Source organism: Paenarthrobacter sp. NPDC091711 (genome assembly GCF_044756605.1).
In the GTDB taxonomy this organism is placed as follows: Bacteria; Actinomycetota; Actinomycetes; order Actinomycetales; family Micrococcaceae; genus Arthrobacter.
In genome coordinates this window covers 14,819-39,051 of sequence record NZ_JBIVTF010000021.1, presented here as the reverse complement: position 1 = coordinate 39,051, position 24,233 = coordinate 14,819, and the positions used below count along the sequence as shown (strand labels likewise).

Genomic DNA, 24,233 nt, shown 5'->3' with positions numbered 1-24,233 from the left:
ACGTACAGACGCGTCAGCGCCGGGGACTAGTCGCCCAGGCGGAGACCGGTCTTCGTGTCGAACAGGTGCACGTGGCCGGACTGCGGACGAACGAAGATGGACTCACCCTTCATCGGAGGGCGGCGACCGTCGACGCGGGCCACGATGTCGTGGCTCTTGCCGTCCAGGATGGTGTGGCCGTAAACGTAAGCGTCGGCACCGAGTTCTTCAACCACGTCAACCTCAACCTGGAGGCCTTCGCCGTTGCCGACGGTCTCAAGGTCTTCCGGACGCGAACCAACCGTGACGGTCTGGCCGTGAGCCTCTTCGAGGACGTCGCGCGGCACGGGGTAAACCGTTCCGCCGAACTGGACACCGCCGTCCACCACCGGCAGTTCAAGCAGGTTCATGGCCGGGGAGCCGATGAAGCCTGCAACGAAGACGTTCTGCGGGCGGTCGTAAAGGTTGCGCGGGGTGTCAACCTGCTGCAGCAGGCCGTCCTTCAGGACAGCAACGCGATCGCCCATGGTCATGGCCTCAACCTGGTCGTGGGTCACGTAAACCGTGGTGACGCCCAGGCGGCGGGTCAGGGATGCGATCTGCGTACGGGTCTGGACGCGGAGCTTGGCGTCAAGGTTGGAAAGCGGCTCATCCATGAGGAAGACCTGCGGGTTACGGACGATTGCACGGCCCATGGCAACACGCTGGCGCTGACCACCGGAGAGAGCCTTCGGCTTGCGGTCAAGGTAAGCCTCAAGGTCAAGGAGCTTGGCGGCTTCGCGGACACGCTCGGCGCGCTCTTCCTTGGAGACGCCGGCGATCTTCAGTGCGAAGCCCATGTTGTCCGCAACGGTCATGTGCGGGTACAGGGCGTAGTTCTGGAAGACCATGGCGATGTCGCGGTCCTTCGGCGGAACGTCAGTGACGTCGCGATCGCCGATCAGGATACGGCCTGCGTTGACGTCCTCAAGGCCTGCGAGCATGCGCAGCGAGGTGGACTTACCGCAACCGGAGGGTCCAACGAGGACCAGGAATTCGCCATCGGCGATGTCGATGTTGAGCTTATCGACGGCGGGCTTATCTGTGCCCGGGTACAGACGCGTAGCGTTATCAAAAGTAACTGTAGCCACAGTTATCAATCCCTTCACCGGCAGGTACGTGCCGGACGATCCGTTGTGAATGGTTCATTTTCTTCAGTTGAACTCCCCGGCCAAGGGCCGGGGAGGATCGCGTGACGCCGCACGGTACTGTGCGTCACATCACATCCAAGAGTATGTCAGACTTTTTGACTAACTACCTAAATGTTACGAACGTCACATGTTGCGCTCGTCACTCGTCAGGCTTCTGCGGTGACGTGCCGCCGCTCGCGCAGCAAGGCCTCGAGCAGCTCCGCCACGTGCACCGGGGCTTCCACCCGGTACTGCGCTTGGGTGAAGTCCAGGCCTACTTTGATGCCAACGTCATCGCCCATCAGGTGGCCCAGGGCATCCTCATCAGTAACGTCGTCGCCGGCAAACAGAATGGCCGTTGCACCCGTGGCCTGGCGAAGGAACTCCACGGCTTCACCCTTGGATGCGTGGACCACCGAGGTTTCCAGCACGCGCTTGCCCGTCTTCAGGTAGACCCCGGGGTGCTCGCGGAGCACCCGGGTGGCCGCCTCGACGGCGTCTTCGGCAACGTCATCGTCGGCCAGCCTTGTGTGGAGGACGACGCCGGCGGGCTTGTCTTCGAGCAACGTTCCCGGAGCGATGTTCACGATTTCCGCAAGAACTTCACGGACCGCGGCCAGCTTCGTGCGCTGCTCCTCGTCCAGTTCCAGGCCCAACGATCCCTCACCAAGCCAGACCTCAGCGCCATGGCTGCCGATCAGCAGCGTGTCCTTCGGTGGCGAGGCGACCAGCCGCAGACTGTCCAGTGCGCGGCCTGAGATGAGCGCCGTCGTCGTGCGTGGAAGTTCCGCGAGGGCCTCCAAAGCTGCGGCCGAACGGGGAAGGGGGCGTGCGTCTTCCGCGTGGTCCACGAGGGGGGAGAGGGTGCCGTCGAAGTCCAGGGCCACCAGGAGGTGCTCCGTGCTGGAAATGCGCCGGACTGCTTCCAAGAGTTCGGGCGAAAGGGACAAGTTCTCAGCTGTCATCGCGCACTACCTTTTCTTCGAGGGCAGCCAGGAACTCCGCTGACCAGTGATCGACGTCGTGGTCAAGGATCTGCTTGCGCATCAACTTCATGCGGCGCCGGGCTTCCTTGGGATCCAAGGTGATGGCCTTCAGGACTGTCGACTTGAGGCCATCGATGTCGTGCGGATTGATCAGGAACGCTTGCTTGAGCTGATCAGCAGCGCCGGCGAACTCGCTGAGGACCAACGCGCCGTCGTCGTTTTGTCGCGCGGTGACGTATTCCTTGGCAACAAGGTTCATTCCGTCGCGCAGCGCGGTAACCAGCATGACGTCCGCCGCGAGGTACAAGGCAACCATTTCTTCCACCGGGTAGCTGTGGTGCAGGTAGCGGACAGCCGTGTTCTGGATGGTGTCGTAGGTTCCGTTGATGTGGCCCACGGTGCCTTCGATCTCCTCGCGGAGCAGCCTGTACTGTTCAACCCGCTCCCGGCTGGGGCTCGCCACCTGGATCAGGGTGGCGTCCTCCACCTTGATGTGGCCGTCCGCCAGCAGTTCCTCGAAAGCCTTGAGCCGGTGCCTGATGCCCTTGGTGTAGTCCAGGCGGTCCACGCCCAGGAGGATGGTCTTGGGATTGCCCAGGTCCTTGCGGATCTGCTGGGCGCGTTCGATGATGTCCGGCCGGTCGGCGAGCTCACGGATCTGGGCAACATCGATGGAAATCGGGAAGGCCTGGGCCCGTGCGATGTGGGTGACCTGGCCGTTGGCGCCCTTGACGTGGACCTGCTGCTGCTTGACGCTGGCGCCCAGGAAGCGGCGTGCGGAACGCATGAAGTTGCCGGCGTCGCTGGGGCGCTGGAAGCCCAACAGGTCTGCGCCGAGCAAACCGTCAATGATTTCGCGGCGCCAAGGGAGCTGCGCAAAGATCTCCGGCGGCGGGAACGGTATGTGGTTGAAGAAGCCAATCTTCAAGTCCGGGCGGGACTCGCGCAGAAGCCTTGGAACAAGCTGGAGCTGGTAGTCCTGGACCCAGACAGTGGCGCCGTCCGCTGCATGGCGAGCGACGGCGTCGGCGAACTTCCGGTTGACCTTGCGGTAGGAATCCCACCACGTCCGGTGGAACTCCGGCGGCGCGATGACGTCGTGGTAGAGCGGCCAAATGGTGGCGTTGGAGAAGCCCTCGTAAAAGAGTTCAACGTCATCACTGCTCAACTGAACCGGTAGGAGATCCATACCTTCGTGGCTGAACGGGCGCACAGTCTCATCCGGGGCGCCATGCCAACCCACCCACGCGCCGTCGGACTTTGTCATCATCGGCGCGAGCGCTGTGACCAGGCCGCCGGGCGAGCGACGCCAGCCGCTTTCTTCGTTGTCATCGCTGATGCGATCCACCGGCAACCTGTTGGAGACCACCATGAAATCGAACGTGCTCGCCGTGGGCTTCTTCGTTGGAGAAGCCTTGGTGCCTTGTTCGGTACTGAGTTTGTCGCTTGCAGGATCCTGCATTAATGCTCCCTGGGGTTGCTGTGACTCAACTCCCAGCCTACTAGCGGAATCATCCCAGGCACTTGATCGTTCAACAACAGGGTCAATGGGCGTGGGCAAACCTTCAAGTTTGCTCCCGTAAACTGGCCCCGTTGCCCCAAGCTATGCACGTTGACGTCGAATACCCCGAGGAACTGATGAGCCCCGCAAACGAATCACGCCTGTCCAAGGCCGAAAGAACCGCCCAGGCGCGGGAGAAAGCGCGCGCAATCCGCGAAGAACAGTTGAAGAAGGAGAAGCGCAACAAGCTTCTTGTCGGCTGGGGCATCGTGGCGGCCGTGCTGGTCATTATCGCTGTGGTTGCGTATGTGGTTGTTGGCAATGTGCAGAACAACGCGCCTGTGGCCGATCAGGGTCCGACGCCGGCCAACGGCAACGTGCACGGCGGTGTGACGTTGCTGGCCAACACCGAAGTGGTGAAATCGGAACCTGCCACCGTCAACGTGGCCGACGTCCCGGCTCCCCTTGAAACCAAGCCGGCTACGGTAACCGCGCCGGGTGCCGAAGCCGAGGCAGGCAAGCCCGTCAAGGTGGTTGCCTACATCGACTTCATCTGCCCTGTGTGCAAGCAGTTCGAGACCGCCTACGGCGAGTCCCTCACGAACCTCCGCAACGAAGGCAAAATCTCCGTCGAGTACCGTGCCCTCGGCTTCCTGGACCGCCAGTCCACCACCAACTACTCCTCACGCGCAGCCAACGCTGCCGCCTGCGTAGTGAACTCCTCGCCGGAAAAGTACGCGGAATTCTTCAACCTGCTCTTCGAGCGTCAGCCGGCTGAAGGCGGAGCGGGCATCTCCGACAACGACCTCAAGAAAATGGCCACCGAAATCGGTGCAGCCAACATTGACTCCTGCATCGACAGCAAGCAGTTCCGGCCTTGGGTAAAGGTTGCCACCCAGGAAGCTGCGGCAATCGGTGTCACCGGAACGCCCACAGTGTTCATCGACGGCAAGCAGTGGGACGGCAGGTCCGACCTGAACGCCGAGATCCAGACGGCAATCACCGCCAAGGGCTAAACCCCGCGGAATGCACGACGGCGGCCGGTCACCCTTCGCGGGTGGCCGGCCGCTGCTGCTTGGCAGCGAATTTCGTTGACGGGGATGGTCTGGGCTAACCTTATCTAGCGCTCTTTCGCGCTTTGCTTCGGGTAACCGAAGCGTGCCTCCTTAGCTCAGTTGGCCAGAGCACCGCTCTTGTAAAGCGGGGGTCGTCGGTTCGAATCCGACAGGGGGCTCCACGAACCCCTCCGTTCCGGCGATTTTGCCCGGAACGGAGGGGTTTTTCGTGTTTGCAGTGCAGGGCACTACACGAACCGGCCTGGAATCAAGCTCTTCCCGCTCAGCTGTGCCTGTTTCGGCGTCCTGCCCGGTCGGCGAAGGCATCCAGGGCTGAGATGATGTCAGGAGCCACCCAGACACGGGTGCCGCGGATTTTTCCGGCGGATGCCAGGACGCCGGCTTCCTCCAGCCGTTCCACTGCCCGGTATGCGGTGGCCAGGGAGGCCCCGGTGTGTTCTGCGACCATCTCAGCGGTCAGTGCCGGCTCACGTGGTATCAGGTCCAGGACCTTGCGGACGGACGAGGGACCACCGGCCAGGCGTTCCTGGTAGCTTGCCTCTACGGCCTCGATGTCGGCAGCCAGTTGCCGGCCATTGTCGACCGCACGGACAGCGGACTCCGCAAAGCGCTCCACGATCGGCTCGATGTCCCCTTCGCGGTAGGCGCCCAAGGCATCAAAGTACAGACGGGTGTCCGTCAGTAGCCCCGAGGACACGGGCACAGTGACGTTCTCAGTTATGCCCTTGGCTCGCAGCAGCGCGCTGACGATCGCCCGCCCGGTGCGGCCGTTGCCGTCAGCGAACGGGTGGATTGTTTCGAACTGGGCGTGTGCGATAGCAGCCTGGGTCAGTGCCGGGATGTCGTCCCGCTGCATGAAGGCCACCAGGTCTTCGACCGCCGGCATCACCCGGTCGGGATGGGGCGGGACGAACTCGGCCGTGTGTGGGGAGTTGCCCCGGATCCAGTTCTGGGCGTCCCTGTACTCACCGGCGATGCTTTCGTCGGAGGCGTTCAGCAGGGCGTGGTGCATGACAGCAATGTTCTGCGCGGATAGATTCTCGGACAGGTCGATCGCCGCCTGCAGGGCCCTGACGTTGGAGGCGATCAGTGAAGCGTTCGAGCTGGAGGTGTCACCCAGCTGGGCCAAGGCGATTTTGCGGGCGCCGGCGGTCAGGTTCTCGATTTGGGAACTGGATGCGGACTCGCTGCGCAGCAGCAGTGCCGCGAATGGTGTGGTGTCCCTGCCCAGCTCGGCGTCGAAGCGCACCATCTCAACCGTTGCCGCTTCTGCCAGTGCTTGGGTTCGGGAATCAATGGCCGGGTTCAGCCTGGCGATCTTTTGGGCGACTGCGGCCTCGTAGGGTCCGCGGGCCAGCAGCCGCTGTCTTCGGGAGGCGCTCCGATCGGGATCGGTTTCCCAGGGATGCGCCTCGTAGCCGACGGCGGGCCAGGCTCCGACACCAGTGGTCAGGGAGGTACCCGGTTCGGCGTGTGCGCTGGCGGCAAACTCTCCGCCCGCAGAGATGCCGCGGGGCTGAAGGTTCCGGGAATCCATGGTTTCCTTTGAGAAGACTGAATTCTGATTTTCTCATAAGTGGATTGAAATGAGAATATCTGCGTCGTTTCTTCTCATGCGGCCTACGCTTCCGTAGGAAGGTCTCAAGCCTGCGCTCTCCCCAAAACCTGCGGAAAGTGCTCTTACGGCGTCAACGGAGGGCAGGAACTTCACTTAGGGAGCGGGTGTGAGCAGTCATGGTGGACCACTGAGACCAGCACGGAGTTCGGCGCGATCAAACCTGCTGATCTTCTCAGTGTTCACGGCAGCGCTCAGCTGGTGCGTCGCACTCCTGGGAATCGTGAACAGTCCTGCTGGTGCGATCTTCTTGACCGTCCCAGCGCTGATGGCCACCGGGATCGTGGTCGCAGCCACGCGGCGCCGACGCACTCAGCCGCGCCACCTCGGAGCACCGTCTCTGAAAGCAAGGACTACTTGGAGCGCGCAGCGCAAGTCCGTACTGATCTTGATGAGCTTCACCGCGGCGCTCTGCTGGTGGATCGCGATTGTGGGTCTCAGTACGGGAGCCGGCGCGTTCTTCCTGTGGTTTCCTGTCTTGGTGACGGCCGGGACGGTAGTTATGTTTGCCTACATCAAGCCTTGGAAGGTCACCCGGATCTGAGTCATGTCGCCTGCAGATGTCCCGGCGCGACGACAGACGCGAGAGACCAAGCTTGAAGCTGTCAGCGGTCTATGACTTCAAAAGGGGTTAGCGGTACGACGTAGTACTCCTTGGCTTTTGCTGTTGGTGAGGACCGTGTTGCGCCGGGCTTGAGCTTCCCCCTCTGAAGTGAACCGCAATGCTTGGTTCTCCCTGGGGCTCCAATTGGATTCGCTGTAAACGTTTCGCTTTAAGCCGTGGCTGTCATTCGAGCTGAGGTAGACAGCCGGTCGGGGAAGTCAAAGGCGACTGTGGATCTCTCCGTCGCTTCTTGCTCCTGCGTGTAAGGGCCGTCAGTGGGTTTGTTTTGTGTTGCCGCGAGCAGCAACACGGCGTGCGATGCCCCTTGGGATGCCGCGTTTGGCGACGTAGATCAGCACTCCCACGACGATGAGAACGAGTATGACAACCGCGGCAATGATGACGTGCCAGGCGGCGATTCCACCCATGGTGTTCCTCCTTGGCTAGATAGGACGAGTAGGCATGTGGCCAGCCTAGCGAGTCGGATGGGGCTTACCGGCGCAGATCCGAATGATCCCGTCCCGGCGAGGTACTGAACCGGCCCCACCGGGCCGAGTGCCGCCGTCGTGAGTTCCTCGCCTCAGCGCACTGGGCAGATCTCCCCATGGCACTACTGCGGTCCCACGCCTACGATGACAGGGGACCGCTCGGTCCGCTCAGTCACTTTCTTGGGGAAAAGGACCTTACCCATGCCGTTGCCTCGACCTGCCACTCACCATCCGCTTCGAAGGACACGGCAAGGGGTGTGGGCCGCCCTGGTGACCGCCGTCCTGGTGGCCGCGGGCCTTTTCGCCGGAGCGGCACCCGCCTCGGCCGCAACCTACACCTTCAAGGGTGTGGTCAAAGGAAAACTGACAGCAACCGCAACGGCCACTGCGCTTGGCGACGTGTGGGTGGGGGCGTACACCAATGACGACCGCGCCTCCTTGGTAGCCGGCGCGTGGTCTTCGCCCGATGGCTCCTACAGCTTTAGCGTGCCGGCTGCTGGCAGCTACAAATTGTGGACCACGTGCAGTAGCGGACCCTGCTCCGCCACCTACGCCAGTGAGTGGAATGTGAACCAGTCAAGTTCCTACGGTTCGACGCCGGTTGCCGTCACCGATGCTGCTCCCACCACCACGTACAACCCCCAGCTGGAAGCGTTCGGCAGCATGAGCGGCAGGGTCACCAACAAGGCCGGCCAGCCGGTGACGGCAGTATCCGTCTCAGCTTCACCCAACAACGGCGGACAGGTGAGCAGCACCACGCCCGACGCCAACGGCTACTTCACCGTCACCAAGATTCCGCCCAACCAGGCATACATCAGCGTCCGGGACGAGTCGGGCCAGCGTCTCTACCTGGAACAGTATTGGAACGGCACCGGCACTGTGGATACCTACAGCACGGCTACCGTCCCGCCCGGTGTGCAGTGGACCAACGTGAACTTCGTCCTCAAGGATGAAACCATCATGGAAGCAACTGTCGTCGATCCGGCAGGCGCGCCGATTGCCGACGTCGGGTATGTCCCGTGGGTCTATAACGACGCAACGGGAGCCTGGGACGGACCTCAGATGGGTCCGCTTACCTCGGATGCGCAGGGCAAGATTTACTGGCGCATGGCAGCCGGAAAGAAATACAAGCTCTGCGTCTCGGACACGGTTTACGAGGGCACGCCCCGCGAAAAACGCTACAAGACCGAATGCTACGACAACACGGCCACCAAGGACACGGCCACCGTTCTGACGGCAACCGCTGCTGGCCAGCGTGTAAAGCTGACCATGCAACTGGACGTCGAAGGGCTGTCGCTGGCACCTGGCAGGCCGTTCGTTTACGGTTCTGCCCAGGCCGGACAGAAACTGACCGTTGATCCCGGCGTCTGGGGACCGGCTCCGGTGACCCTCGCTTACCAGTGGCAGCGGTCCAAAGACGGCGAGGCCCTTCAGGACATTGCCGGCGCCACCACCACTGCGTACGTGCCCACCACCGCTGATGCCGGGTACGACATCTGGGCGAAAGTCAGCGGGACCAAGACCGGGTATGCGTCGTACTCCACCTCGGTACACGGCGGAAAATCGGGCGCCGACGCCGTCACGGCGTCCAAGCCCTTCACCCTTCTGGGAACGCCCAGCGCTGGGAACACTCTGACCGTTGACCACGGCACCCTGAATCCCGCCCCCGATTTTGGCCCCTACTACGACTGGTTCGTCGACGGCGTGCAGGACTACAGGTCAAACGGGCCGACGTTCCTCCTCCAAGCCTCCGACGCCGGCAAGAAAGTCACTGCCCGGCTGAGTGTCCACGACTGGCCCCTGCAGCCCTATTACGGCCAAGCCACCGTCACCGTCGCTGCCGGGACCTTGACGGCTCCGGTGCCGACGATTTCCGGGACGGTGAAGGTCGGCTCGGTGTTGACGGCTGCTCCGGGTGCGTGGGGTCCTGCTCCTGTGACGTTGGCTTATCAGTGGTTCCGAAGCGGTGTTGCGGTGACCGGTGCTACTGCTGCTACTTATTCGTTGGTTGCGGCTGATTTGGGTAAGACCATGACGGTCCAGGTCACGGGTTCGAAGGCCGGCTTTACGACGGCGGCGAAGACTTCCGCTGCGACGGCTGCTGTGGCGGTGGGGACCTTGACGGCTCCGGTGCCGACGATTTCCGGGACGGTGAAGGTCGGCTCGGTGTTGACGGCTGTTCCGGGTGCGTGGGGTCCTGCTCCTGTGACGTTGGCGTATCAGTGGTTCCGGAGCGGTGTTGCGGTGACGGGTGCAACGTCAGCTACTTATTCGTTGGTTGCGGCTGATTTGGGTAAGACCATGACGGTCCAGGTCACGGGGTCGAAGGCCGGCTTTACGACGGCGGCGAAGACTTCCGCTGCGACTGCTGCTGTCGCTGCCGGTACCCTAACGGCTCCGGTTCCTGCGGTGTCGGGCACCAACACGGTGGGCAGCACGCTCACTGCGACCCCCGGCACGTGGGGTCCTGCGCCCGTGACGCTGAGCTACCAGTGGTACCGCGGAAGCACCGCCATTTCGGGCGCCACCGCTCAGACATACAAATTGGTCGCTGCGGACAAGGGTAGCGCCATCAAAGTACGTGTGACCGGCACAAAGACTGCGTACACTGCACTGGCGCGCTACTCTGCGGCCACGGCGTTGATCGGCTGATCAGAAGTCGCCGCCGGTGAGCTCGCTTGGCGGCGGTGGGTCTGGCTATCCGCTGAGCCTTGCCGTGTTCGGCCCTTACTCTGGCTTGATCGATGACAACCGGCTGATCCGCCGCCGCGCCGCAGCAATCAACGGACGTGCTGCCAGAACGCCTGCCTTCAACGAGCCAAGAACCTTGTTGAAACTGCCTTCGAAGCGGCCTCTGCTTCGCCAGTTTTGCGTCAGTTCCCACGTGGTGCGGACGGAGTGCACGGCGAGTACGACGGTAAAGAGTGAGATCACCAAGCCAGCGATCGAGGCGGCCACGATCATCACACCTGTGATGTGCACCAAAAGGACGGCAGAGATCACAACTGTGTGGGCGTCAAGAAGTTCCATATTCATTTCTCGTTGTGCGGGATGGTGAGTTGGTAGTGCCAGGGTGTGGGAGGCGGAACCCGCTGCCAGGTGCGCGGGTTGCACCTTCAGTTTCGTCTTTATCCTAGCTATGAGCACCTAATGGTTCGTTGGCAACGCGTCACGAACTTGTCAGAATTGCCAAGACGGCAGGGTGTCCGTCAATACGCTGCCCGAATAAGCGGCAGCGTCCACCTCGGCACAGTGACAAGGACGAGAAGATGGCAGAACCACAACCACTGGACATCACCTTTGTTGCCCTGCTCGGCAAAGTTCGCCCAGGGGATACCTGGACCTGCGTCCAGTTGCCTGAGTCAGCGAAGATCTTTGGAACCCGTGGACTGGTCAAAGTGGCCGGCACAGTAGACGGGCACCCGTTCACTGGAGCCTTCATGGCGTTGGGAGACGGTACGCACAAGCTGCCGGTGGCCGCTCCTGTCCGCAAAGCTATTGGTAAAGGCGACGGTGACGCGGTTGAAGTTCACCTCACTCAGCGACTGAACTGACGAGAGCCGTCCCCTTTCAGGCTGAAGTCCGGCACCCTATTTGCTCGGCAAACGCGAGCATTGCTTCGCGGGCCATGTCGACGGTAACGAGCCTGTTTCCTGCCACAATGTGCAAGCTGTAGGCGTCTTCGAGCGCCACCATGTTCATGGTGGCTTGATCGAGATCGGCGGAAATAATGAAGGCGCCGGTCGCATTGCCTTCCTCAAAAATTGCGCGGTATGTGGCGGTCTGCCTCAAGTACATCTGCTGGACCAGGGTGTCGTGCAGGTCCGACTGGCCGGCCATGAAGTCGAACTCGTAGAGCAGTCGCATGAGGGCGTCATCGGGTCCGCTGGGCAGTCCGGCGGCAATGGCCGCCCGCAGCTTCTCAGCGGGTGATTCGAGTCCTGCCACCACGCTGTCGCGGTGGTCGCAGAAACGCTCCGTTCCGGCACGGTGGGCCTCCACCAGGAGAGCGTCCAGATCGTCGAAGTAGTAGAGCAACGCCCCTCTGGTCAGCCCGGCCCTTTTGGCGACGTCGGTCAGGGACAGAGAGCGAAGCCCCTGGGTGGAGGCTTCTTTGAGTGCTGCCTCGACGAGCTCGGAGCGGCGCCGTTCCTGCGTGTTGGGTCTAGCCATGCTCTTGACACTATCCGATGTGAACTGCCACACTCCAATAGTTATTTGACGCTGACGTCAAAAAACTAAATCGACCTGAATGGACTCCCATGGAACAGCCCATCACCTCCGTTCCCGCGCAGCCTCCCGAACCTGTAAGCGGGACAGCAGGAAACTATGACGCCTCCTTGTCCCGCAGTCTGGGGCTTGGCGGCAATATCCTCATCACTTTGTCGTCGATTTCGCCTGCTTCCAGCGTCTTCATCCTTGGCGGAGCCGCCCTGACGGCCTTCGGCACCGGGGTGGTGTGGGGATTTCTCATAGCCGGCGTAGTCAGCATTCTTGTGGCCTTTTGCTATGCGGAACTCGCGTCCGCCTACCCCGTAGCGGGCGGCGACTATTCGCTGGTGTCCCGGGCGTTGGGACCGGCTTTTGGTGTCGCCACCTTTTTCATCAGTTTGGTGTCCCTGCCCCTGATTGTGGCGGTCTTCGCCCTGGGTGTGGCCGACTACCTCGGAGTGGCCATCGCAGGGCTCTCACCGCAACAGACGGCGCTGGTGGTGGTGGTTCTCACCACCGTCACCGCCTGCTTCAACATTCGTACCAACGCTTGGCTGACGGGCGTCTTCCTGTTCATCGAAATGGCCGCACTTGTCCTTCTGGCGGTCCTGGGCCTCGTCCACATTGAACGCCCGGTGGAGTCTCTCTTCACTGCCCAGGCTTTGGACCCGGCCACTGGCTCCTTGGCCCCGCTGGCCATCTCCGGGCTCATGATTGCCGTGACACAGGGAATCTTTTCCTTCAATGGATACGGGGGAGCGGTCTACTTTGCCGAGGAAACCAAAAACCCCACAAAGACGTTGGCCCGTGCGGTGATCTGGAGTGCGGCCGTGACTATCGCCGCAGAAATAATCCCGCTGGGTGCAATCCTCCTGGGGGCCTCATCCCAAGAGGAATTATTCGGCTCGGAGCTCCCCGTCGAGGCCTTCCTGAGCGAACGCGCAGGGGAAGCCGTGACCATGCTGGTCCTATTGTCCGTTGCCTTTGCCATCATTAACGCCATCATTGCCATCACCCTCCAGGCCGGCCGCCTGCTCTATGCAGCCGCTCGTGACCAGGCACTGCCAGCAGGTCTTTCCCGCGGGCTGCAGCAAGTGAGCAGCAAGGGCCAGGTGCCCGTCGTTGCCACAGCCGTTATGGGCGTGTTCGCCTTTGTGGCGTGCTTCGTCCCGATCGACGTTCTCCTGACCGCCACAGGATCCACACTGACTTTCAGCTACCTCTTCATCGCGCTGGCCGCCATCAACCACCGCCGAACAAACCGGAATCGAACAGGCTACCGGATGCCGTGGTGGCCGTTGCCTCCCGCCCTGTGTATTGCGGCACTGGGCTTGGTTTTCATCGTGGCCATCCTGGATCCGGCGCAGTGGCTGAGCTTGGGCATTTCGCTGGTCTTCGTGTCTGCCGGCTTCATCTACTACTTCCTGTATCTCCGGCCGCGGAGCGGGACCCACCTGCTGTTACTTGACGCTGTTATTGACGAGGAGAACCACAATGCTTGACCTGTTGCTTCACAACGGAGCTGTCCGCACGTTTGATGAGGCCGGGTGGGCCCAGGCAGTTGGCATTACCAGTGGCGTCATCACCTATGTGGGAACGGACAGTGACGCTCCAGCGGCTCGACGGCGGATCGACCTGAGCGGGCGGCTGCTGACACCCGGCGTCATCGACAGCCACAACCACTTGCTCCTCGGATTCGATCCCGACGCCGTCAGTCTGGAGGGGGCCCACTCCTTGGAGGAGGTCCGCAACCGGATCGCCGATCACGCCAGCGAACGTCCGGACTTGGACTGGGTGTGCGCGGAGAACGCCGTGTATTCGGTAGTGGAAGGTCGGCGGCCCAACGCCGGAGACCTTCGGGGCCTGACTGACCGCCCGGTGTTCATCACCACCTACGACCAGCACTCAGTGTGGCTCAACGACGCCGCCCTGCGGGTGCTTGGAATTGATCGGGGCACTTCCATCCCCTGGGGTCGTCCCGAGGTCGGGGCCGATGGGAGGCCTACCGGCTGGGTCACGGACTTCTACACAAGCGCGATGACCAGCGCAGGCTTGCGGGGACTCCAGCGCGACATCCCCATGTATTCTCCTGACCGCCGCTATCGTCGGATCACCTCAAGTTTGGCAATGGCGGCAGCCGTCGGCATCACCACGGTGGTGGAACCCCAAGTTCCGCTCGCGGAGCTTGACCTGATGTACCGGGCGCGTCGGGAAGGGAAAATGCACTCCCGTGTGATCACCGCACTCTTCCACCCCGTTGGTTCCGATGCGGAGTTCCGCAGGGATCTGCGCGAGGCAGTTGACAGTGCACCCGTGGACGACATGCTGCGGCTTGGGCCGGTCAAGCTCTACGCCGACGATGTGATCGAACCGCACACCGCGGCCATGCTTGCCGACTATGCCAACAGGCCGGGCCACCGAGGAGCCCCGAGCATGCCACCCAACGAGTTCACGGCAATGCTTGGCGAGTTGGACCGCATGGGTTTCCAGACGCACACGCACGCAACTGGAGACCTGGGCGTACGGATGGCATTAGATGCGATCCAGCAGGCCCAGCACCATAACCGCACCACCGACCGCCGGCACGGGATTGTCCACGTGGAGTGCTTGGACGACGCCGACTTGCCCAGGTTCGCCCAATTGGGTGTTGTTCCAGCCATGCAGCCGCGGCACTGTTCCCCTGACCTGGTGGCCGGTACGTGGATGGACAACGTAGGCGAAGAGCGCTGGGACCGTGCCTGGCGGTTCAAATCCCTTGCCGAATCAGGAGCCCGCCTGGCCTTCTCCAGCGATTGGCAAGTGGGAGAGATGGACCCGATCGTGGGCTTTTACTCGGCACTGACAAGGGCTGGACTCGATGGTGCCTCGTCCTGGACCCCCGGTGAGCGGCTTGACCTGGACACAACCATCCGCGCCTACACGCACGGCGGCGCTTGGGCTTGGCACGCAGAAGATGAACTGGGCGTCATCCGCGTAGGCGCGAGGGCCGACGTCGTGGTCTGGTCGTCCAATTTGTATGCACTTGGAGCGGACGAACTCCTCGGCGAGCGGGCCGACCTGACAATCGTCAACGGCGCAGTGGTCCATGATGCCCGGAAAGAGTACGCAGGGGAGCCGCCAGTGCCAGCCGCCGCGGCGTATGCGACCAAGGGCGTCCCGTCCTCCGAACACTCGACGTGCTCACACTAACGCCAAGCTCCCAGGGCGTAGGGATCCCCTGGGACCGTAAGCCCTAAATCCAAGCAAAATGGCTTGTCAGGCTAGGTTGACAGAACTACTTCTGTCAGCCTAGCCTGACAGGTATGGAAGCTGATGATCTATCCGAGCAGATCCATTCGACAAACCCCGCCGTTGGCCTACGCGCGGTGGGAGCTCTTCACCGCCTGGCCGAGCAGGTTGAGGCGGTCCACGTAAGGGCGGCCCGCGAGCAGGGGTGGACGTGGGAGCAGATCGGTGACGCCTTGGGCGTCTCCCGACAATCAGTACACGCAAAATACCGGGAGTGAGTTGAGCCATGTTCGAACAATTTGCCCGCGATACCCGCAGGATTGTGGGGTACGCCATGGAAGAAGCCCGAGGCAGGGGCGATAAGCGACTGGGAACGGAGCACCTGCTTTTGGGCGCGCTTCATGAACCGGAGCCCGCCGCGGTCCTCGGCATCACTCTGGACGATGCTCATAACGCGGCGTCCCGGTTGGATGCAGCTGCGCTGAAGGCTATCGGGCTGGAAACCAGGAACCTTAAGGGGGCCACGATGCCAACAAAGGGGAGGAAGCCGCCGTTTAGTTCGGGCGCCAAGGAAGTGATGGCAAACATGGTGAAACAGGCAATGGATCAGAAGTCCCGGCAGATCACTACATCTAACCTTCTTGTGGCGCTTCTGGATCGCGAAGAACTCGATCCTGTGTCTGCTCTCTTCGAAGAACTCAAGGTGGACAAAACGACGGTTCGGGCCCGACTCCGGTGAAGGGGCTCAGCTAGCGAGAACTTTCCTTGCGCTTCTTGATTCTCCGGATGATGAGCCACACCACGAATGCGGCGAGCCCTGCGTAGACGGCGTAATTGAGGAATCGCGAGTACTGGTCAACCAGGTGATACTGCTTGCCGAGCAGTGCGCCCGCACCAATGAGCAGGGCGTTCCATACGCCCGTCCCCGCGACAGTAAAGATGCTGAACGTCACCAGGTTCATGCGTTCGGCACCTGCCGGGAGGGAAATGAGACTGCGCACGCCGGGAAGCAGCCGACCAAAGAAGATGGCGGACTTGCCGTGGCGTTCGAACCATCCGGCGGCTTTCTCGAAATCTTCCCGATCAACCAGGGGCAATTTCGACAGTAGCTTGATGGACCTCTCCAGCCCCACCTTGTAGCCCAGCCAGTACAGGAGCATCGCTCCGGCATAGGCGCCCAGTGTGCTGGTGACAAACACCAGGATCAGGTTTATGCCGCCCTGTTGGGTAAGGAATCCGGCCAGTGGGAGGATCACCTCACTGGGTATGGGCGGAAACACGGTCTCCAAGAACGTCAGCAGGCCCACGCCCCATTCACCCAGGGCCTCGATGACCTGCGCAGCGATTCCCACAATCCCGGTTAACTCATCGGCTGCAGCGGTCGCCTTGAGCAAGCTGATCAGGACGATCTCCGTTCGTAAAGGATGGTGCCGTAAAGGTCTGAAGCGCCGCGAGCTGACGTTTCCAAGGGGAAGCCCAGTGATGGGGGACCACTGGGCTTCCACCTCAACGCTATGCCCATCCAGGCCCTCGGGCAACAAGCAATGTCAAGAGGTTTTCAGGCTGGTAGGTGCACTGCCACAGAGGCGCGCTCAACTGCAGGGCAGGCAATCTTCACCGCAGAATCGAGGGGCGCCGCATCGAGGCCCAACAGCATGCGAACACCCGCAGCGCCCAGTTCGTAGTGGGGTAGTGACACCGTTGAAAGTGGAGGACGCAGGTGGGCCGCGATGACTTCCTGGTTGTCGAAACCCACCACGGCAATGTCATCTGGAATGGAGAGGCCGTTCTCCCTCAAGCCATCGTAGAGTCCCATCGCCATCCGGTCGTTGTAGCAATAGACGGCGCTGACCTTGAGCTTGAGCAGGTCATCGGTGGCGCCGTAGCCACCTTCCTGATCCGGGTAGGCTTCGAGCACCAACTCCGGGTTGAAGGGTATTCCAGCGCTCTCGAGTGCGGTCTTATAGCCCTGGAGGCGACCGTCCTTGGCAGGTGCGGGGGTGGTGGTGTTGATGAAGGCGATTCGCCGGTGGCCTTCGCGAAGCAGGATTTCCGTGGCCGACTGTCCGCCCTGTGCCTCATCAGGTACCACGGCACGGGCGGCACCGGCTTCGGGGGAGAAACAGTTGACCAGGACAAAATCCGCCTCGCGAAGGGTCTCCGGGACGTCAGTGGGGCGGTGGAACCATGTTGAGTACAAGATGCCGCGTACTTTGTATTCCAGCATCATGGCGATTGCGTCTTTTTCGAGGTCCTTGTTGCCTTCGGTGTTGGCGATCAGTAAGGCGTAACCATGTTTCCACGCTTCGTCCTGGGCCCCATGGATGATCTGGCCGGCGAAGGGCGTAGTGGCAACGCCGTCGGCTACCAACCCGATGAATTTTGAGGTTCCACTGACTAACGTTTTGGCCATGGCATTTGGGCGGTAGCCCAGCTTGGCTATGGCCTCCGTGACCCGTTGACGCGTCTCGTCCGCGATGCGCGCGTTCTTCTTTTTGTTGATGACCAACGAGACTGTGGCAGTGGAAACGCCAGCCAATTCAGCGACTTCACGGAGGGTCACCGGATGGGCGCGGTCTGCTCTGGCGTGAACCGCCGGGATGCCCGGGTTGCCTGAATTTTTCTCCTGCGAAATCATCTGTCCTCCGTCTGGAGTATATCCGTCTGCCGTGGTGGTCATCCCTTGGTCGCCCCGCTTTCCAGACCTTGGATCATGGCCTTGTTCAGGACGAGGAAGACCAGGAGCAAGGGAGTGATGGTCACGCACACCGCAGCAAACGTGGCGGTCCAATCCACCTTTCCCATGGCGCCAATGTAATTTTGCAAACCCAGTGGGATGGTTTTCAGGTCTTCGGACAGGACAAAGGTATTGGCGAAGATGAAGTCGTTCCAAATGAAGATGCTGTTCACCAGCACAACAGTGACCACGGTGTTGAGTGAGAGCGGCAGCGTGATCAGACCAAAAATCCTGTAGGGTCCGGCGCCATCCAGGGATGCGGCTTCGTAGGTTTCACGCGGAATGTATTCGAAGAAGGAGGAGAACAGGTAGATGGACATGGGCAGGGCGAAACCAGCCAGGGGGATAATCATGGACTGATAGGTGTCCAGCAGGTTCACGGCGGAGTAGTCGATGAACAGCGGGACCAACGCGATCTGAACCGGAACAATGATCCCGATCAGGAACAGGGCACGGACGAAGCGGCTCAGCCGGAATCCCAGAACCTGAATGGCGTAGGCGGCCATCATGCCGAACAACACAATGAGGATGTTGGCGCCCATAGTGACAATGAAACTGTTCAGGATATTCCGGCCCAAGTCGCCTGTTTCAAAGGCCCTCGCGTAGTTTTCCCACGTCAACGAACTGGGAAGTGCGAACGGATCGCCGGTTGCAAAATCCTGTTCTGTCCGCAGGCTGGTCAGGAACAGCCAAGCGAGCGGGTAGACCTGAACGATCACGATGAGCATGATCAGGACCCGCGAGAGTGTCCGGTACAGGCTCGGCTTACGCCGGCGTCGTTGATGTACCGGCGAGGATGGAGCTGACGCGCGCGGGGTAGACGGGGCTGTCTGGGTGATCATGAATCTGCCTTCCGCTTGAGCATGAACAAGATGAGGCCGACGGCGACGAGGCACTCGATCACGATGAAGACGGAGATGGTACTTGCGTAGCCGAAGTCCGTACTGGTGAAGGCTGTCTTGTACATGTAGGTGGTGAGCAGCTCGGAGGACTGCCCGGGGCCACCGTTGGTCATGAGGTACGGGATATCGAAACCCCGCAGGCCGTAGGTGGTGGCCATGATGGTGGTGGTGATCCACACAGGACGTATATAGGGGAAGCGGATCTTAGTGAAGAGTGTCCACTTCGAGGCACCGTCCAGCACTGCCGCTTCTTCCAGTTCCTTGGGCACGGCGATCAAGGCCGCGTAAATAATGAGCATGTAAAGCCCCGTGAACCGCCAGCCTTCGGGGGCGGATACGGCGGCCAGCACGGTGTTCACATCGGAGAGCCAAGCCCGTTCAAGGGAACCCAAGCCAACCCAGTGCAACAGCTGATTCAACAGGCCAACCGGGTCAATGGAGTAGATGCGGACAAAGAGGAAAGCAATCGCAACGGTGGAGATCACCGCTGGCAGCAAGTACAGGGTCTTGATGAGTTCCCGTCCCCGACGCAGTGATGTGAGCAGGCTGGCTACAACCAGTGCTCCGCCGAGCTGCAGCACCAGGCAGATGGCCAGGTAGAGGAGCGCGTTGAAGAAGGACCGCCAGAAAATATCGTCCGCAGTAAGCATCCGGACGTAGTTTTGGAGTCCGACGAACTCCATCTCGCTGATGCCGTTCCAGGAGAAGAAGCTCAGGAACAGTGACTGAAGAATCGGGAAGAGTACTGCTGCGCAGTAGAGCAGCAGTGGTGGAAGCAGGAAGACCAGGACTGAGGTCCGTGACCTGTTGGGTAGCATGGTGGGCCTTTCGGGCGGGGGCCTCGGGAGCCCCCGCCGCTTCGGTTTACTTGAAGAACTTGGGAGCGTTCTGCTTGATGGCGTCGTCCATGGTCTTGGTGAACTGTTCGGGCGAGATGTTGCCTTGGACCAGCAGGACAAGTTCTTGTTGCAGCCGGCCGTTGGTGGTGGGGTCCAGCTGGGTATCCCACGGCATGGCTTGCTTGTCCCCAAGCGTGGTGGCCGTTTCCAGGGCCTTCTTGTACAGCGGAGTCGCGTTGGCCGGGATGGCTGTTTGCACGTTGGTGGTGGGGGAGAGGGCTCCGGTGGCGGCGTACTCAGCGGGGTACTTCGCCAAGGCGAACTTCAGGAAGTCGCTGACCAACGGATCGTAGGTCTTGGAGTTCACGGCCATGCCGATGCCGGACGGCGAGACGAACTCGTTGGCAGAGGTCGCCGAACCTTCGGTGGTGGGCAAGGTGAAGAAATCGATGTCGTCCCGGACTTCAGGGTTGAGCTTGTCCGTGGCGAGGCTCGGAAGTTCCCAGGTGCCAATGTTGTACATGGCAGCTTGGCCCGAGGTGAACTGGTTCTGCGCATCCGAGTAGCCCTGGGCGGAGAAGCCCTCCTGGAAGCACTTGGCCTTGCCGAGGTCGGCCATCCAGTTCACGGTCTTCTGACCGGCCTCGTCCGTAAATGATGCCTCGCCCTTCTTCAGCTTCTGGACGAAGTCCGGTCCGGCTTCACGGAACGGCTGGTACGCCACGTAGCGTTCCAGCGGCCACTGGTCCTGCCCGTCGATGGCGATCGGAGTGATGCCTGAGTTTCGCAGTGCAGTGCACATGGCGGGTATGTCATCGAGGGACTTCGGCACGGAAACGCCGGCCTTCTCGAACAGTGCCTTGTTGTACCAGATGAATTCGAGTTCGAACTGGAACGGAATCATGTACAGGGAGCCGTCGTCGAAGCGCTGGTAATCCAGTGCGCCGGGCCGGTAGTCGTCGTAGACGTCCAGTGATTTCAGGAGCTTGTCGGCGTCCACCATTTTTCCTTGCTTGGCAAGTTCCTGAGCGAAGGGGGTGGCATCCGTGTCGAACAATTCCGGCAGCTTGTTGGCTGCTGCCAGGGTTTCGAGTTTTTGAATGTAGGAGGGGCGGTCCGGGGTGGTGATGAGGTTCAGTGCGAAGCCCGGGTGGTCTTTGGCGTAATCGTCCGCGAGCTTTTTCATGATGTTGATGACAGCTCCATCGGCGGGCCTGGAGAGCAGCCATGAGATTTCACGGGGTTTGATCTCCCCGGTAGGGCTGACGTTGGAGGGGTCGGTGGCGGTTCCTCCCCCGCCACAGGCGGTCAGTGCCAAGGCAGTGACGGCTGCCACGGCGGCAGCTCGGAGTAGTTTCTTCATTGAGGCAATCTCCCTTGATTGGAACAGAGGTTGGGGTGCGATATTCAGTTGTCGGTACGCTGGCGTATCTCAAGTTCGGTAAGAGTCGCGGTTCCTTCTCCGGCGAAGACGCCGAGCCGGCCGGTTGTGAAGTCGTAGATTCTGGCGCTGAGCGCCACCTGATGGTCGACGACGGCGACGCAAGTGTCGCCGTCGACGATGACCTCAAGGGTGTGCTCGCCAGGGGTGAGGTTGCAGGGCCGCTCAAGTTCGACGTCGAACGGCACGTCCCCGGAGACGTGCCACTGCGCGTCGCCGGTGATCGCTCGCGGCCAGCGGTCGAAGACGAGCCGGCCACGTTTGGGTTCCAGACGCAGTACGTAAGAATGGTCGCCGTCGTGGTTTGAGCGGAGCAGCAAGCCGCACTCGGTGGTGTCCGGGGCGATGTCCAGCACTGCCTTGGCGTAAAACTGCCGCGGCAGCTCCTCGTCCGACACCAACGCCGTGTACCCGTCCGGCACCTCGAGCCGGGCCGGCAAGGCACCGTTCAGCGAAACCGGGACGTCTTCCCAGAAGCTCTCCACCAGCTCCTCCGCGAAGGAGAATCCCAGCGTTCCGTCGGGATTTTGGCGGGCTTCCAGAACGGACATGGTTCCAGCCCACTGCCAGGGACCGTGATCGGTATTGCCTTCCTTGCTGGCAATCCATCCGAAGAAGAAGCGCCGCCCGTCGCGTTCTGCCGTCTTTGACGCGTAGAAGGCACGGCCGTCAATGCTGTCCAAAGCAGGCACACTCCACGGGCCGTCGGGGCTCTTGGCCATGCGATAGCGGGTGGTGAACGATTCCGAGAACTCGGAGTACACCATGTACCACCAGTCGCCCCATTGGAAAACGTCCGGGCATTCGTGCGTGATGTAGCGGTGCGGATCCCAGAACGGTTCGGTGTGCTGCCACATTGCCAGGTCCGGGGATACGCACTGTGCAATCACGCCGCGGCGACGTTCGGGCCCGGTGGAGTGCCTTGCCGCGAGCAGCATCCTCCACTGGTTCTTGCTGTCATCCCGGAACACAAAGGGATCGCGCCAATCACCGGATTCATAGCCGTCCGGCGCGCCGAAGGTGTGTTCGGGGTGCTTGCACCAGGTCCGCATGCCGTCCGTACTGGTGGCATGCATGACCAATTGCAGCGGCGCCCCATCGGGCCCGACGTTGCGGGGGTTCTGACCGGTGTAGAACAGGTGATGGACGCCGGAATCATCCGTGACGATGCTGCCTGTGTAGGCGTTGAAGTCGAGATCCGTTTCGCTGCCGTGGTGCAGCGAAACGCCGTGGTCCTCAAACTGGGTGAGGTCTTTGGTGGTGACCAGATTCCATGAGGTGCCCGGCTTCGGGTCGGAGCGGTCTTCGTGAAGGTAGAAAAGCCAGAACTCCCCGTCCTTCTCGAAGGGGATGAGGTCTCCAACCCAGCCGTCGGCTGGTTGGAAGAAGACTGAGCGTTTCATCTGCGCTGATGTCCATTCTGCTAAAGCGTTTGATCACTCGTAAGTTAGCGTGGAAATCCAGCGTGTTCAAGCGTTTTAGCAAAATTCTTTTTTCCCTTGCTAAAACGCTTGACCAGCCTAACTCGCTGCGGCTAATGTCCTGCATAGCTTCGGCTTCCCCCACCCGCTGGATGACGTTTGGCGCGCTGTTGCCCCAAACGATGAGAGGAACGAATCAATGACGAATCACATTTCTCGACGCACCGCCTTGCAAGGCGTCGGAGTTGGCGCCATCGCTCTGTTCCTGAGCAATGCCGTACCTGCAGCTGCGCACGCCCAGGCATCGCTTCGGGCCATCTACCACATGACTCCGCCCTCGGGCTGGCTCTGTGATCCGCAGCGTCCGGTCCATACCAATGGCGCCTACCAGCTCTACTATCTCCATTCCGGTCAGAACAATGGTCCGGGCGGCTGGGATCACGCAACCACAACTGACGGCGTCTCCTTCACCCACAACGGTGTGGCTATCCCCCTGCAGCCCGACTTCCCGGTGTGGTCAGGATCGGCGGTGGTGGACTCGGCGAATACGGCTGGTTTCGGTGCCGGGGCGGTAGTCGCGCTGGCAACTCAGCCGACTGGCGGCGTGCGAAAGTTCCAGGAGCAATACCTCTATTGGTCTACCGACGGCGGCTACACGTTCTCCGCGCTTCCTGACCCGGTGATCGTGAATACCGACGGACGAACTGCAACCACCCAATCTGAGGTTGACAACGCAGAATGGTTCCGCGACCCGAAGATCCACTGGGACGTTGTACGCAATGAGTGGGTGTGCGTGATCGGACGGGCACGCTATGCGGCGTTTTACACCTCAACGAACCTGCGGGATTGGAGTTGGAAATCGAACTTCGACTACCCGAACCATGCCTTGGGCGGAATCGAGTGCCCGGATCTGTTCGAAATGACGGCCGGAGACGGCACCCGGCATTGGGTGTTCGGAGCGAGCATGGACGCTTACAGCATTGATCTGCCAATGACTTTTGCCTATTGGACGGGTACTTGGAACGGCGCAGCCTTCATTGCTGATGACCTCACGCCGCAGTGGCTCGACTGGGGATGGGACTGGTATGCCGCCGTGACGTGGCCGTCGGTTGAAGCACCCGAGACCAAGCGCCTGGCCATCGCTTGGATGAACAACTGGAAGTATGCTGCCCGCGACGTACCCACAGATGCTTCTGATGGCTACAACGGGCAAAACTCCATCACGCGTGAACTACGGTTGGAGCGCCAATCGGGAGGCTGGTACAGCTTGATCAGCTCCCCGGTTGAGGCGCTGCAGGGTTACGTTACCGCCACCACCACCCTGCCTGACCACACGGTTAACGGCAGCGTCGTACTGCCATGGAGTGGCCGCGCCTACGAGCTTGAGCTCGATATTTCATGGAACGTGGCCACGAACGTCGGGGTATCTGTTGGCCGTTCCCCTGACGGCTTCCGCCATACCAATATTGGCAAGTACGGTGACGAGTTATACGTGGACCGCGCGCCGTCAGACCAAGGAGGGTATTCGCTGGTGCCCTACACGCGGGCCGCTGCGCCTATAGATGCCAACGCGCAGTCGGTCCATCTGCGCATCTTCGTGGACAAGCAGAGCGTGGAGGTGTTTGTGAACTCCGGGCACACTGTGATTTCGCAGCAGGTTCACTTCGCCGATGGCGATGCCGGGCTCTCGCTCTATTCGGACGGGGGCGCCGCGAACTTTTCCGGAATCACCATTCGGGAGTTTGGCAGTCCTCTGTAGCCGGCCGTGCCCGGGCTAAGCGCTGTGCGGCCGGGTGTGGTGCGCCGAGTGGACCCTCAATGAGGAAGGCCGAAACCGGTGGACGGCGCGAGGCTCACCCCGCGGGTGGCGGGGGTGGCGTGCCCTGGGTTTGCGCTCCTCTTCTGCACGTGAGGAAGGAAGCAGGGCCAGCGGCAGGATGGTGCCTGCGAGCCAGACAACCACGCCGATAAGCACTAGAAGGATGGCTGAAGTGGGCTCCATGAGATCAGCATAGACACATTGGCCGCCGTTGAT

At 61.3% G+C, this 24,233-nt stretch carries 23 protein-coding genes and 1 tRNA gene; 10 read left to right on the top strand and 14 right to left on the bottom strand.

Annotated elements, in window-relative coordinates; all coding sequences use genetic code 11:
• Positions 1-26 precede the first annotated feature (26 nt).
• From ACIQH5_RS20885 to ACIQH5_RS20875, 3 genes are all read right to left on the bottom strand, one after another.
• Positions 27-1,109: an ABC transporter ATP-binding protein gene (locus ACIQH5_RS20885; RefSeq protein WP_062070492.1), complete on the bottom strand. Its 1,083-nt coding sequence runs from the start codon at positions 1,107-1,109 to the stop codon at positions 27-29.
• Between the two features lie 206 nt (positions 1,110-1,315).
• Positions 1,316-2,113 carry a trehalose-phosphatase gene (otsB, locus tag ACIQH5_RS20880; protein WP_400407296.1) on the bottom strand — a complete coding sequence of 266 codons (798 nt, stop codon included), beginning with the start codon at positions 2,111-2,113 and terminating at the stop codon, positions 1,316-1,318.
• Positions 2,103-3,596, bottom strand: a complete 1,494-nt coding sequence (locus ACIQH5_RS20875) for a trehalose-6-phosphate synthase (RefSeq protein ID WP_400407293.1) — start codon at positions 3,594-3,596, stop codon at positions 2,103-2,105. Before ACIQH5_RS20875 ends, otsB begins: the two co-directional genes overlap by 11 nt.
• A gap of 176 nt (positions 3,597-3,772) precedes the next feature.
• Here ACIQH5_RS20875 and ACIQH5_RS20870 point away from each other — a divergent pair, with 176 nt between their 5' ends.
• Both ACIQH5_RS20870 and ACIQH5_RS20865 read left to right on the top strand, forming a co-directional pair.
• Positions 3,773-4,651: a DsbA family protein gene (locus tag ACIQH5_RS20870; RefSeq protein WP_400407337.1), complete on the top strand. Its 879-nt coding sequence runs from the start codon at positions 3,773-3,775 to the stop codon at positions 4,649-4,651.
• Between the two features lie 144 nt (positions 4,652-4,795).
• A tRNA-Thr gene (locus ACIQH5_RS20865) sits at positions 4,796-4,872 on the top strand.
• Positions 4,873-4,973: 101 nt separating this feature from the next.
• Here the strand turns inward: ACIQH5_RS20865 and ACIQH5_RS20860 are convergent.
• Entirely contained in the window at positions 4,974-6,248 is a 1,275-nt protein-coding gene (locus ACIQH5_RS20860; protein WP_400407290.1) for a Fic family protein, read from the bottom strand.
• Positions 6,249-6,435: 187 nt separating this feature from the next.
• Here ACIQH5_RS20860 and ACIQH5_RS20855 point away from each other — a divergent pair, with 187 nt between their 5' ends.
• The gene (locus tag ACIQH5_RS20855) at positions 6,436-6,870 is read left to right on the top strand and encodes a hypothetical protein (RefSeq protein ID WP_400407287.1); all 435 of its coding nucleotides are present in this window, start codon (positions 6,436-6,438) and stop codon (positions 6,868-6,870) included.
• 332 nt (positions 6,871-7,202) lie between these two features.
• Here the strand turns inward: ACIQH5_RS20855 and ACIQH5_RS20850 are convergent, their stop codons facing one another.
• Entirely contained in the window at positions 7,203-7,358 is a 156-nt protein-coding gene (locus ACIQH5_RS20850) for a hypothetical protein (RefSeq protein WP_400407285.1), read from the bottom strand.
• 261 nt (positions 7,359-7,619) lie between these two features.
• Here ACIQH5_RS20850 and ACIQH5_RS20845 point away from each other — a divergent pair, with 261 nt between their 5' ends.
• Complete coding sequence (locus ACIQH5_RS20845) at positions 7,620-10,070, top strand: carboxypeptidase regulatory-like domain-containing protein (RefSeq protein WP_400407282.1); 2,451 nt, start codon at positions 7,620-7,622, stop codon at positions 10,068-10,070.
• 75 nt (positions 10,071-10,145) lie between these two features.
• On the opposite strand, the gene ACIQH5_RS20840 is transcribed toward ACIQH5_RS20845, so the two are convergent.
• The gene (locus tag ACIQH5_RS20840; RefSeq protein ID WP_400407279.1) at positions 10,146-10,448 is read right to left on the bottom strand and encodes a hypothetical protein; all 303 of its coding nucleotides are present in this window, start codon (positions 10,446-10,448) and stop codon (positions 10,146-10,148) included.
• A gap of 239 nt (positions 10,449-10,687) precedes the next feature.
• Between ACIQH5_RS20840 and ACIQH5_RS20835 the strand changes: the two genes are divergently transcribed.
• Positions 10,688-10,972, top strand: a complete 285-nt coding sequence (locus ACIQH5_RS20835; protein WP_142936526.1) for a DUF1905 domain-containing protein — start codon at positions 10,688-10,690, stop codon at positions 10,970-10,972.
• 16 nt (positions 10,973-10,988) lie between these two features.
• On the opposite strand, the gene ACIQH5_RS20830 is transcribed toward ACIQH5_RS20835, so the two are convergent.
• Positions 10,989-11,591, bottom strand: coding sequence for a TetR/AcrR family transcriptional regulator (locus ACIQH5_RS20830; protein WP_400407276.1), 603 nt, complete (start codon positions 11,589-11,591; stop codon positions 10,989-10,991).
• Positions 11,592-11,680: 89 nt separating this feature from the next.
• Between ACIQH5_RS20830 and ACIQH5_RS20825 the strand changes: the two genes are divergently transcribed.
• The 4 genes from ACIQH5_RS20825 (at position 11,681) to ACIQH5_RS20810 (ending at position 15,597) form a co-directional block, all read left to right on the top strand.
• Positions 11,681-13,132: an APC family permease gene (locus ACIQH5_RS20825; RefSeq protein ID WP_400407274.1), complete on the top strand. Its 1,452-nt coding sequence runs from the start codon at positions 11,681-11,683 to the stop codon at positions 13,130-13,132.
• Positions 13,125-14,819, top strand: a complete 1,695-nt coding sequence (locus ACIQH5_RS20820; RefSeq protein WP_400407272.1) for an amidohydrolase — start codon at positions 13,125-13,127, stop codon at positions 14,817-14,819. The genes ACIQH5_RS20825 and ACIQH5_RS20820 overlap by 8 nt, the downstream gene beginning before the upstream one ends.
• Positions 14,820-14,932: 113 nt before the next feature.
• Positions 14,933-15,136 (top strand): helix-turn-helix domain-containing protein, encoded by a 204-nt coding sequence (locus ACIQH5_RS20815; RefSeq protein ID WP_024819718.1) that lies wholly within the window; start codon positions 14,933-14,935, stop codon positions 15,134-15,136.
• Positions 15,137-15,144: 8 nt separating this feature from the next.
• A complete protein-coding gene (locus ACIQH5_RS20810; RefSeq protein ID WP_400407267.1) occupies positions 15,145-15,597 on the top strand; it encodes a Clp protease N-terminal domain-containing protein in 453 nt (150 codons plus the stop codon).
• Between the two features lie 10 nt (positions 15,598-15,607).
• Here the strand turns inward: ACIQH5_RS20810 and ACIQH5_RS20805 are convergent, their stop codons facing one another.
• The 6 genes from ACIQH5_RS20805 to ACIQH5_RS20780 all read right to left on the bottom strand — a co-directional run bounded on the left by ACIQH5_RS20805 (position 15,608) and on the right by ACIQH5_RS20780 (position 22,180).
• A complete protein-coding gene (locus ACIQH5_RS20805; RefSeq protein WP_400407264.1) occupies positions 15,608-16,252 on the bottom strand; it encodes a DedA family protein in 645 nt (214 codons plus the stop codon).
• A 164-nt stretch (positions 16,253-16,416) separates the two neighbouring features.
• On the bottom strand, positions 16,417-17,496 hold the full coding sequence (locus tag ACIQH5_RS20800; RefSeq protein ID WP_400407262.1) for a LacI family DNA-binding transcriptional regulator: 1,080 nt from the start codon (positions 17,494-17,496) through the stop codon (positions 16,417-16,419).
• Positions 17,497-17,534: 38 nt separating this feature from the next.
• A complete protein-coding gene (locus ACIQH5_RS20795; RefSeq protein ID WP_400407260.1) occupies positions 17,535-18,437 on the bottom strand; it encodes a carbohydrate ABC transporter permease in 903 nt (300 codons plus the stop codon).
• Positions 18,434-19,315, bottom strand: coding sequence for a carbohydrate ABC transporter permease (locus ACIQH5_RS20790; protein WP_141285739.1), 882 nt, complete (start codon positions 19,313-19,315; stop codon positions 18,434-18,436). The genes ACIQH5_RS20795 and ACIQH5_RS20790 overlap by 4 nt, the downstream gene beginning before the upstream one ends.
• Positions 19,316-19,361: 46 nt before the next feature.
• Positions 19,362-20,699, bottom strand: a complete 1,338-nt coding sequence (locus tag ACIQH5_RS20785) for an ABC transporter substrate-binding protein (RefSeq protein ID WP_400407257.1) — start codon at positions 20,697-20,699, stop codon at positions 19,362-19,364.
• Between the two features lie 44 nt (positions 20,700-20,743).
• Complete coding sequence (locus ACIQH5_RS20780; RefSeq protein ID WP_400407255.1) at positions 20,744-22,180, bottom strand: glycoside hydrolase; 1,437 nt, start codon at positions 22,178-22,180, stop codon at positions 20,744-20,746.
• A gap of 217 nt (positions 22,181-22,397) precedes the next feature.
• On the opposite strand from ACIQH5_RS20780, the gene ACIQH5_RS20775 reads away from it, so the two are divergent.
• Positions 22,398-23,957, top strand: a complete 1,560-nt coding sequence (locus ACIQH5_RS20775) for a glycoside hydrolase family 32 protein (RefSeq protein WP_400407253.1) — start codon at positions 22,398-22,400, stop codon at positions 23,955-23,957.
• Positions 23,958-23,972: 15 nt separating this feature from the next.
• Here ACIQH5_RS20775 and ACIQH5_RS20770 read toward each other — a convergent pair whose 3' ends face one another.
• On the bottom strand, positions 23,973-24,200 hold the full coding sequence (locus ACIQH5_RS20770) for a hypothetical protein (RefSeq protein WP_400407250.1): 228 nt from the start codon (positions 24,198-24,200) through the stop codon (positions 23,973-23,975).
• Between the last annotated feature and the right edge of the window lie 33 nt (positions 24,201-24,233).

Excerpts from the sequence above, each read along its gene's own strand:
- otsB (WP_400407296.1), bottom strand. The coding sequence starts at position 2,113 with ATGACAGCTGAGAACTTGTCCCTTTCGCCCGAACTCTTGGAAGCAGTC.
- ACIQH5_RS20875 (WP_400407293.1), bottom strand. The coding sequence starts at position 3,596 with ATGCAGGATCCTGCAAGCGACAAACTCAGTACCGAACAAGGCACCAAG.
- ACIQH5_RS20870 (WP_400407337.1), top strand. The coding sequence starts at position 3,773 with ATGAGCCCCGCAAACGAATCACGCCTGTCCAAGGCCGAAAGAACCGCC.
- ACIQH5_RS20860 (WP_400407290.1), bottom strand. The coding sequence starts at position 6,248 with ATGGATTCCCGGAACCTTCAGCCCCGCGGCATCTCTGCGGGCGGAGAG.
- ACIQH5_RS20850 (WP_400407285.1), bottom strand. The coding sequence starts at position 7,358 with ATGGGTGGAATCGCCGCCTGGCACGTCATCATTGCCGCGGTTGTCATA.
- ACIQH5_RS20845 (WP_400407282.1), top strand. The coding sequence starts at position 7,620 with ATGCCGTTGCCTCGACCTGCCACTCACCATCCGCTTCGAAGGACACGG.
- ACIQH5_RS20840 (WP_400407279.1), bottom strand. The coding sequence starts at position 10,448 with ATGGAACTTCTTGACGCCCACACAGTTGTGATCTCTGCCGTCCTTTTG.
- ACIQH5_RS20835 (WP_142936526.1), top strand. The coding sequence starts at position 10,688 with ATGGCAGAACCACAACCACTGGACATCACCTTTGTTGCCCTGCTCGGC.
- ACIQH5_RS20830 (WP_400407276.1), bottom strand. The coding sequence starts at position 11,591 with ATGGCTAGACCCAACACGCAGGAACGGCGCCGCTCCGAGCTCGTCGAG.
- ACIQH5_RS20825 (WP_400407274.1), top strand. The coding sequence starts at position 11,681 with ATGGAACAGCCCATCACCTCCGTTCCCGCGCAGCCTCCCGAACCTGTA.
- ACIQH5_RS20820 (WP_400407272.1), top strand. The coding sequence starts at position 13,125 with ATGCTTGACCTGTTGCTTCACAACGGAGCTGTCCGCACGTTTGATGAG.
- ACIQH5_RS20815 (WP_024819718.1), top strand. The coding sequence starts at position 14,933 with ATGGAAGCTGATGATCTATCCGAGCAGATCCATTCGACAAACCCCGCC.
- ACIQH5_RS20810 (WP_400407267.1), top strand. The coding sequence starts at position 15,145 with ATGTTCGAACAATTTGCCCGCGATACCCGCAGGATTGTGGGGTACGCC.
- ACIQH5_RS20800 (WP_400407262.1), bottom strand. The coding sequence starts at position 17,496 with ATGATTTCGCAGGAGAAAAATTCAGGCAACCCGGGCATCCCGGCGGTT.
- ACIQH5_RS20795 (WP_400407260.1), bottom strand. The coding sequence starts at position 18,437 with ATGATCACCCAGACAGCCCCGTCTACCCCGCGCGCGTCAGCTCCATCC.
- ACIQH5_RS20790 (WP_141285739.1), bottom strand. The coding sequence starts at position 19,315 with ATGCTACCCAACAGGTCACGGACCTCAGTCCTGGTCTTCCTGCTTCCA.
- ACIQH5_RS20785 (WP_400407257.1), bottom strand. The coding sequence starts at position 20,699 with ATGAAGAAACTACTCCGAGCTGCCGCCGTGGCAGCCGTCACTGCCTTG.
- ACIQH5_RS20780 (WP_400407255.1), bottom strand. The coding sequence starts at position 22,180 with ATGAAACGCTCAGTCTTCTTCCAACCAGCCGACGGCTGGGTTGGAGAC.
- ACIQH5_RS20775 (WP_400407253.1), top strand. The coding sequence starts at position 22,398 with ATGACGAATCACATTTCTCGACGCACCGCCTTGCAAGGCGTCGGAGTT.
- ACIQH5_RS20770 (WP_400407250.1), bottom strand. The coding sequence starts at position 24,200 with ATGGAGCCCACTTCAGCCATCCTTCTAGTGCTTATCGGCGTGGTTGTC.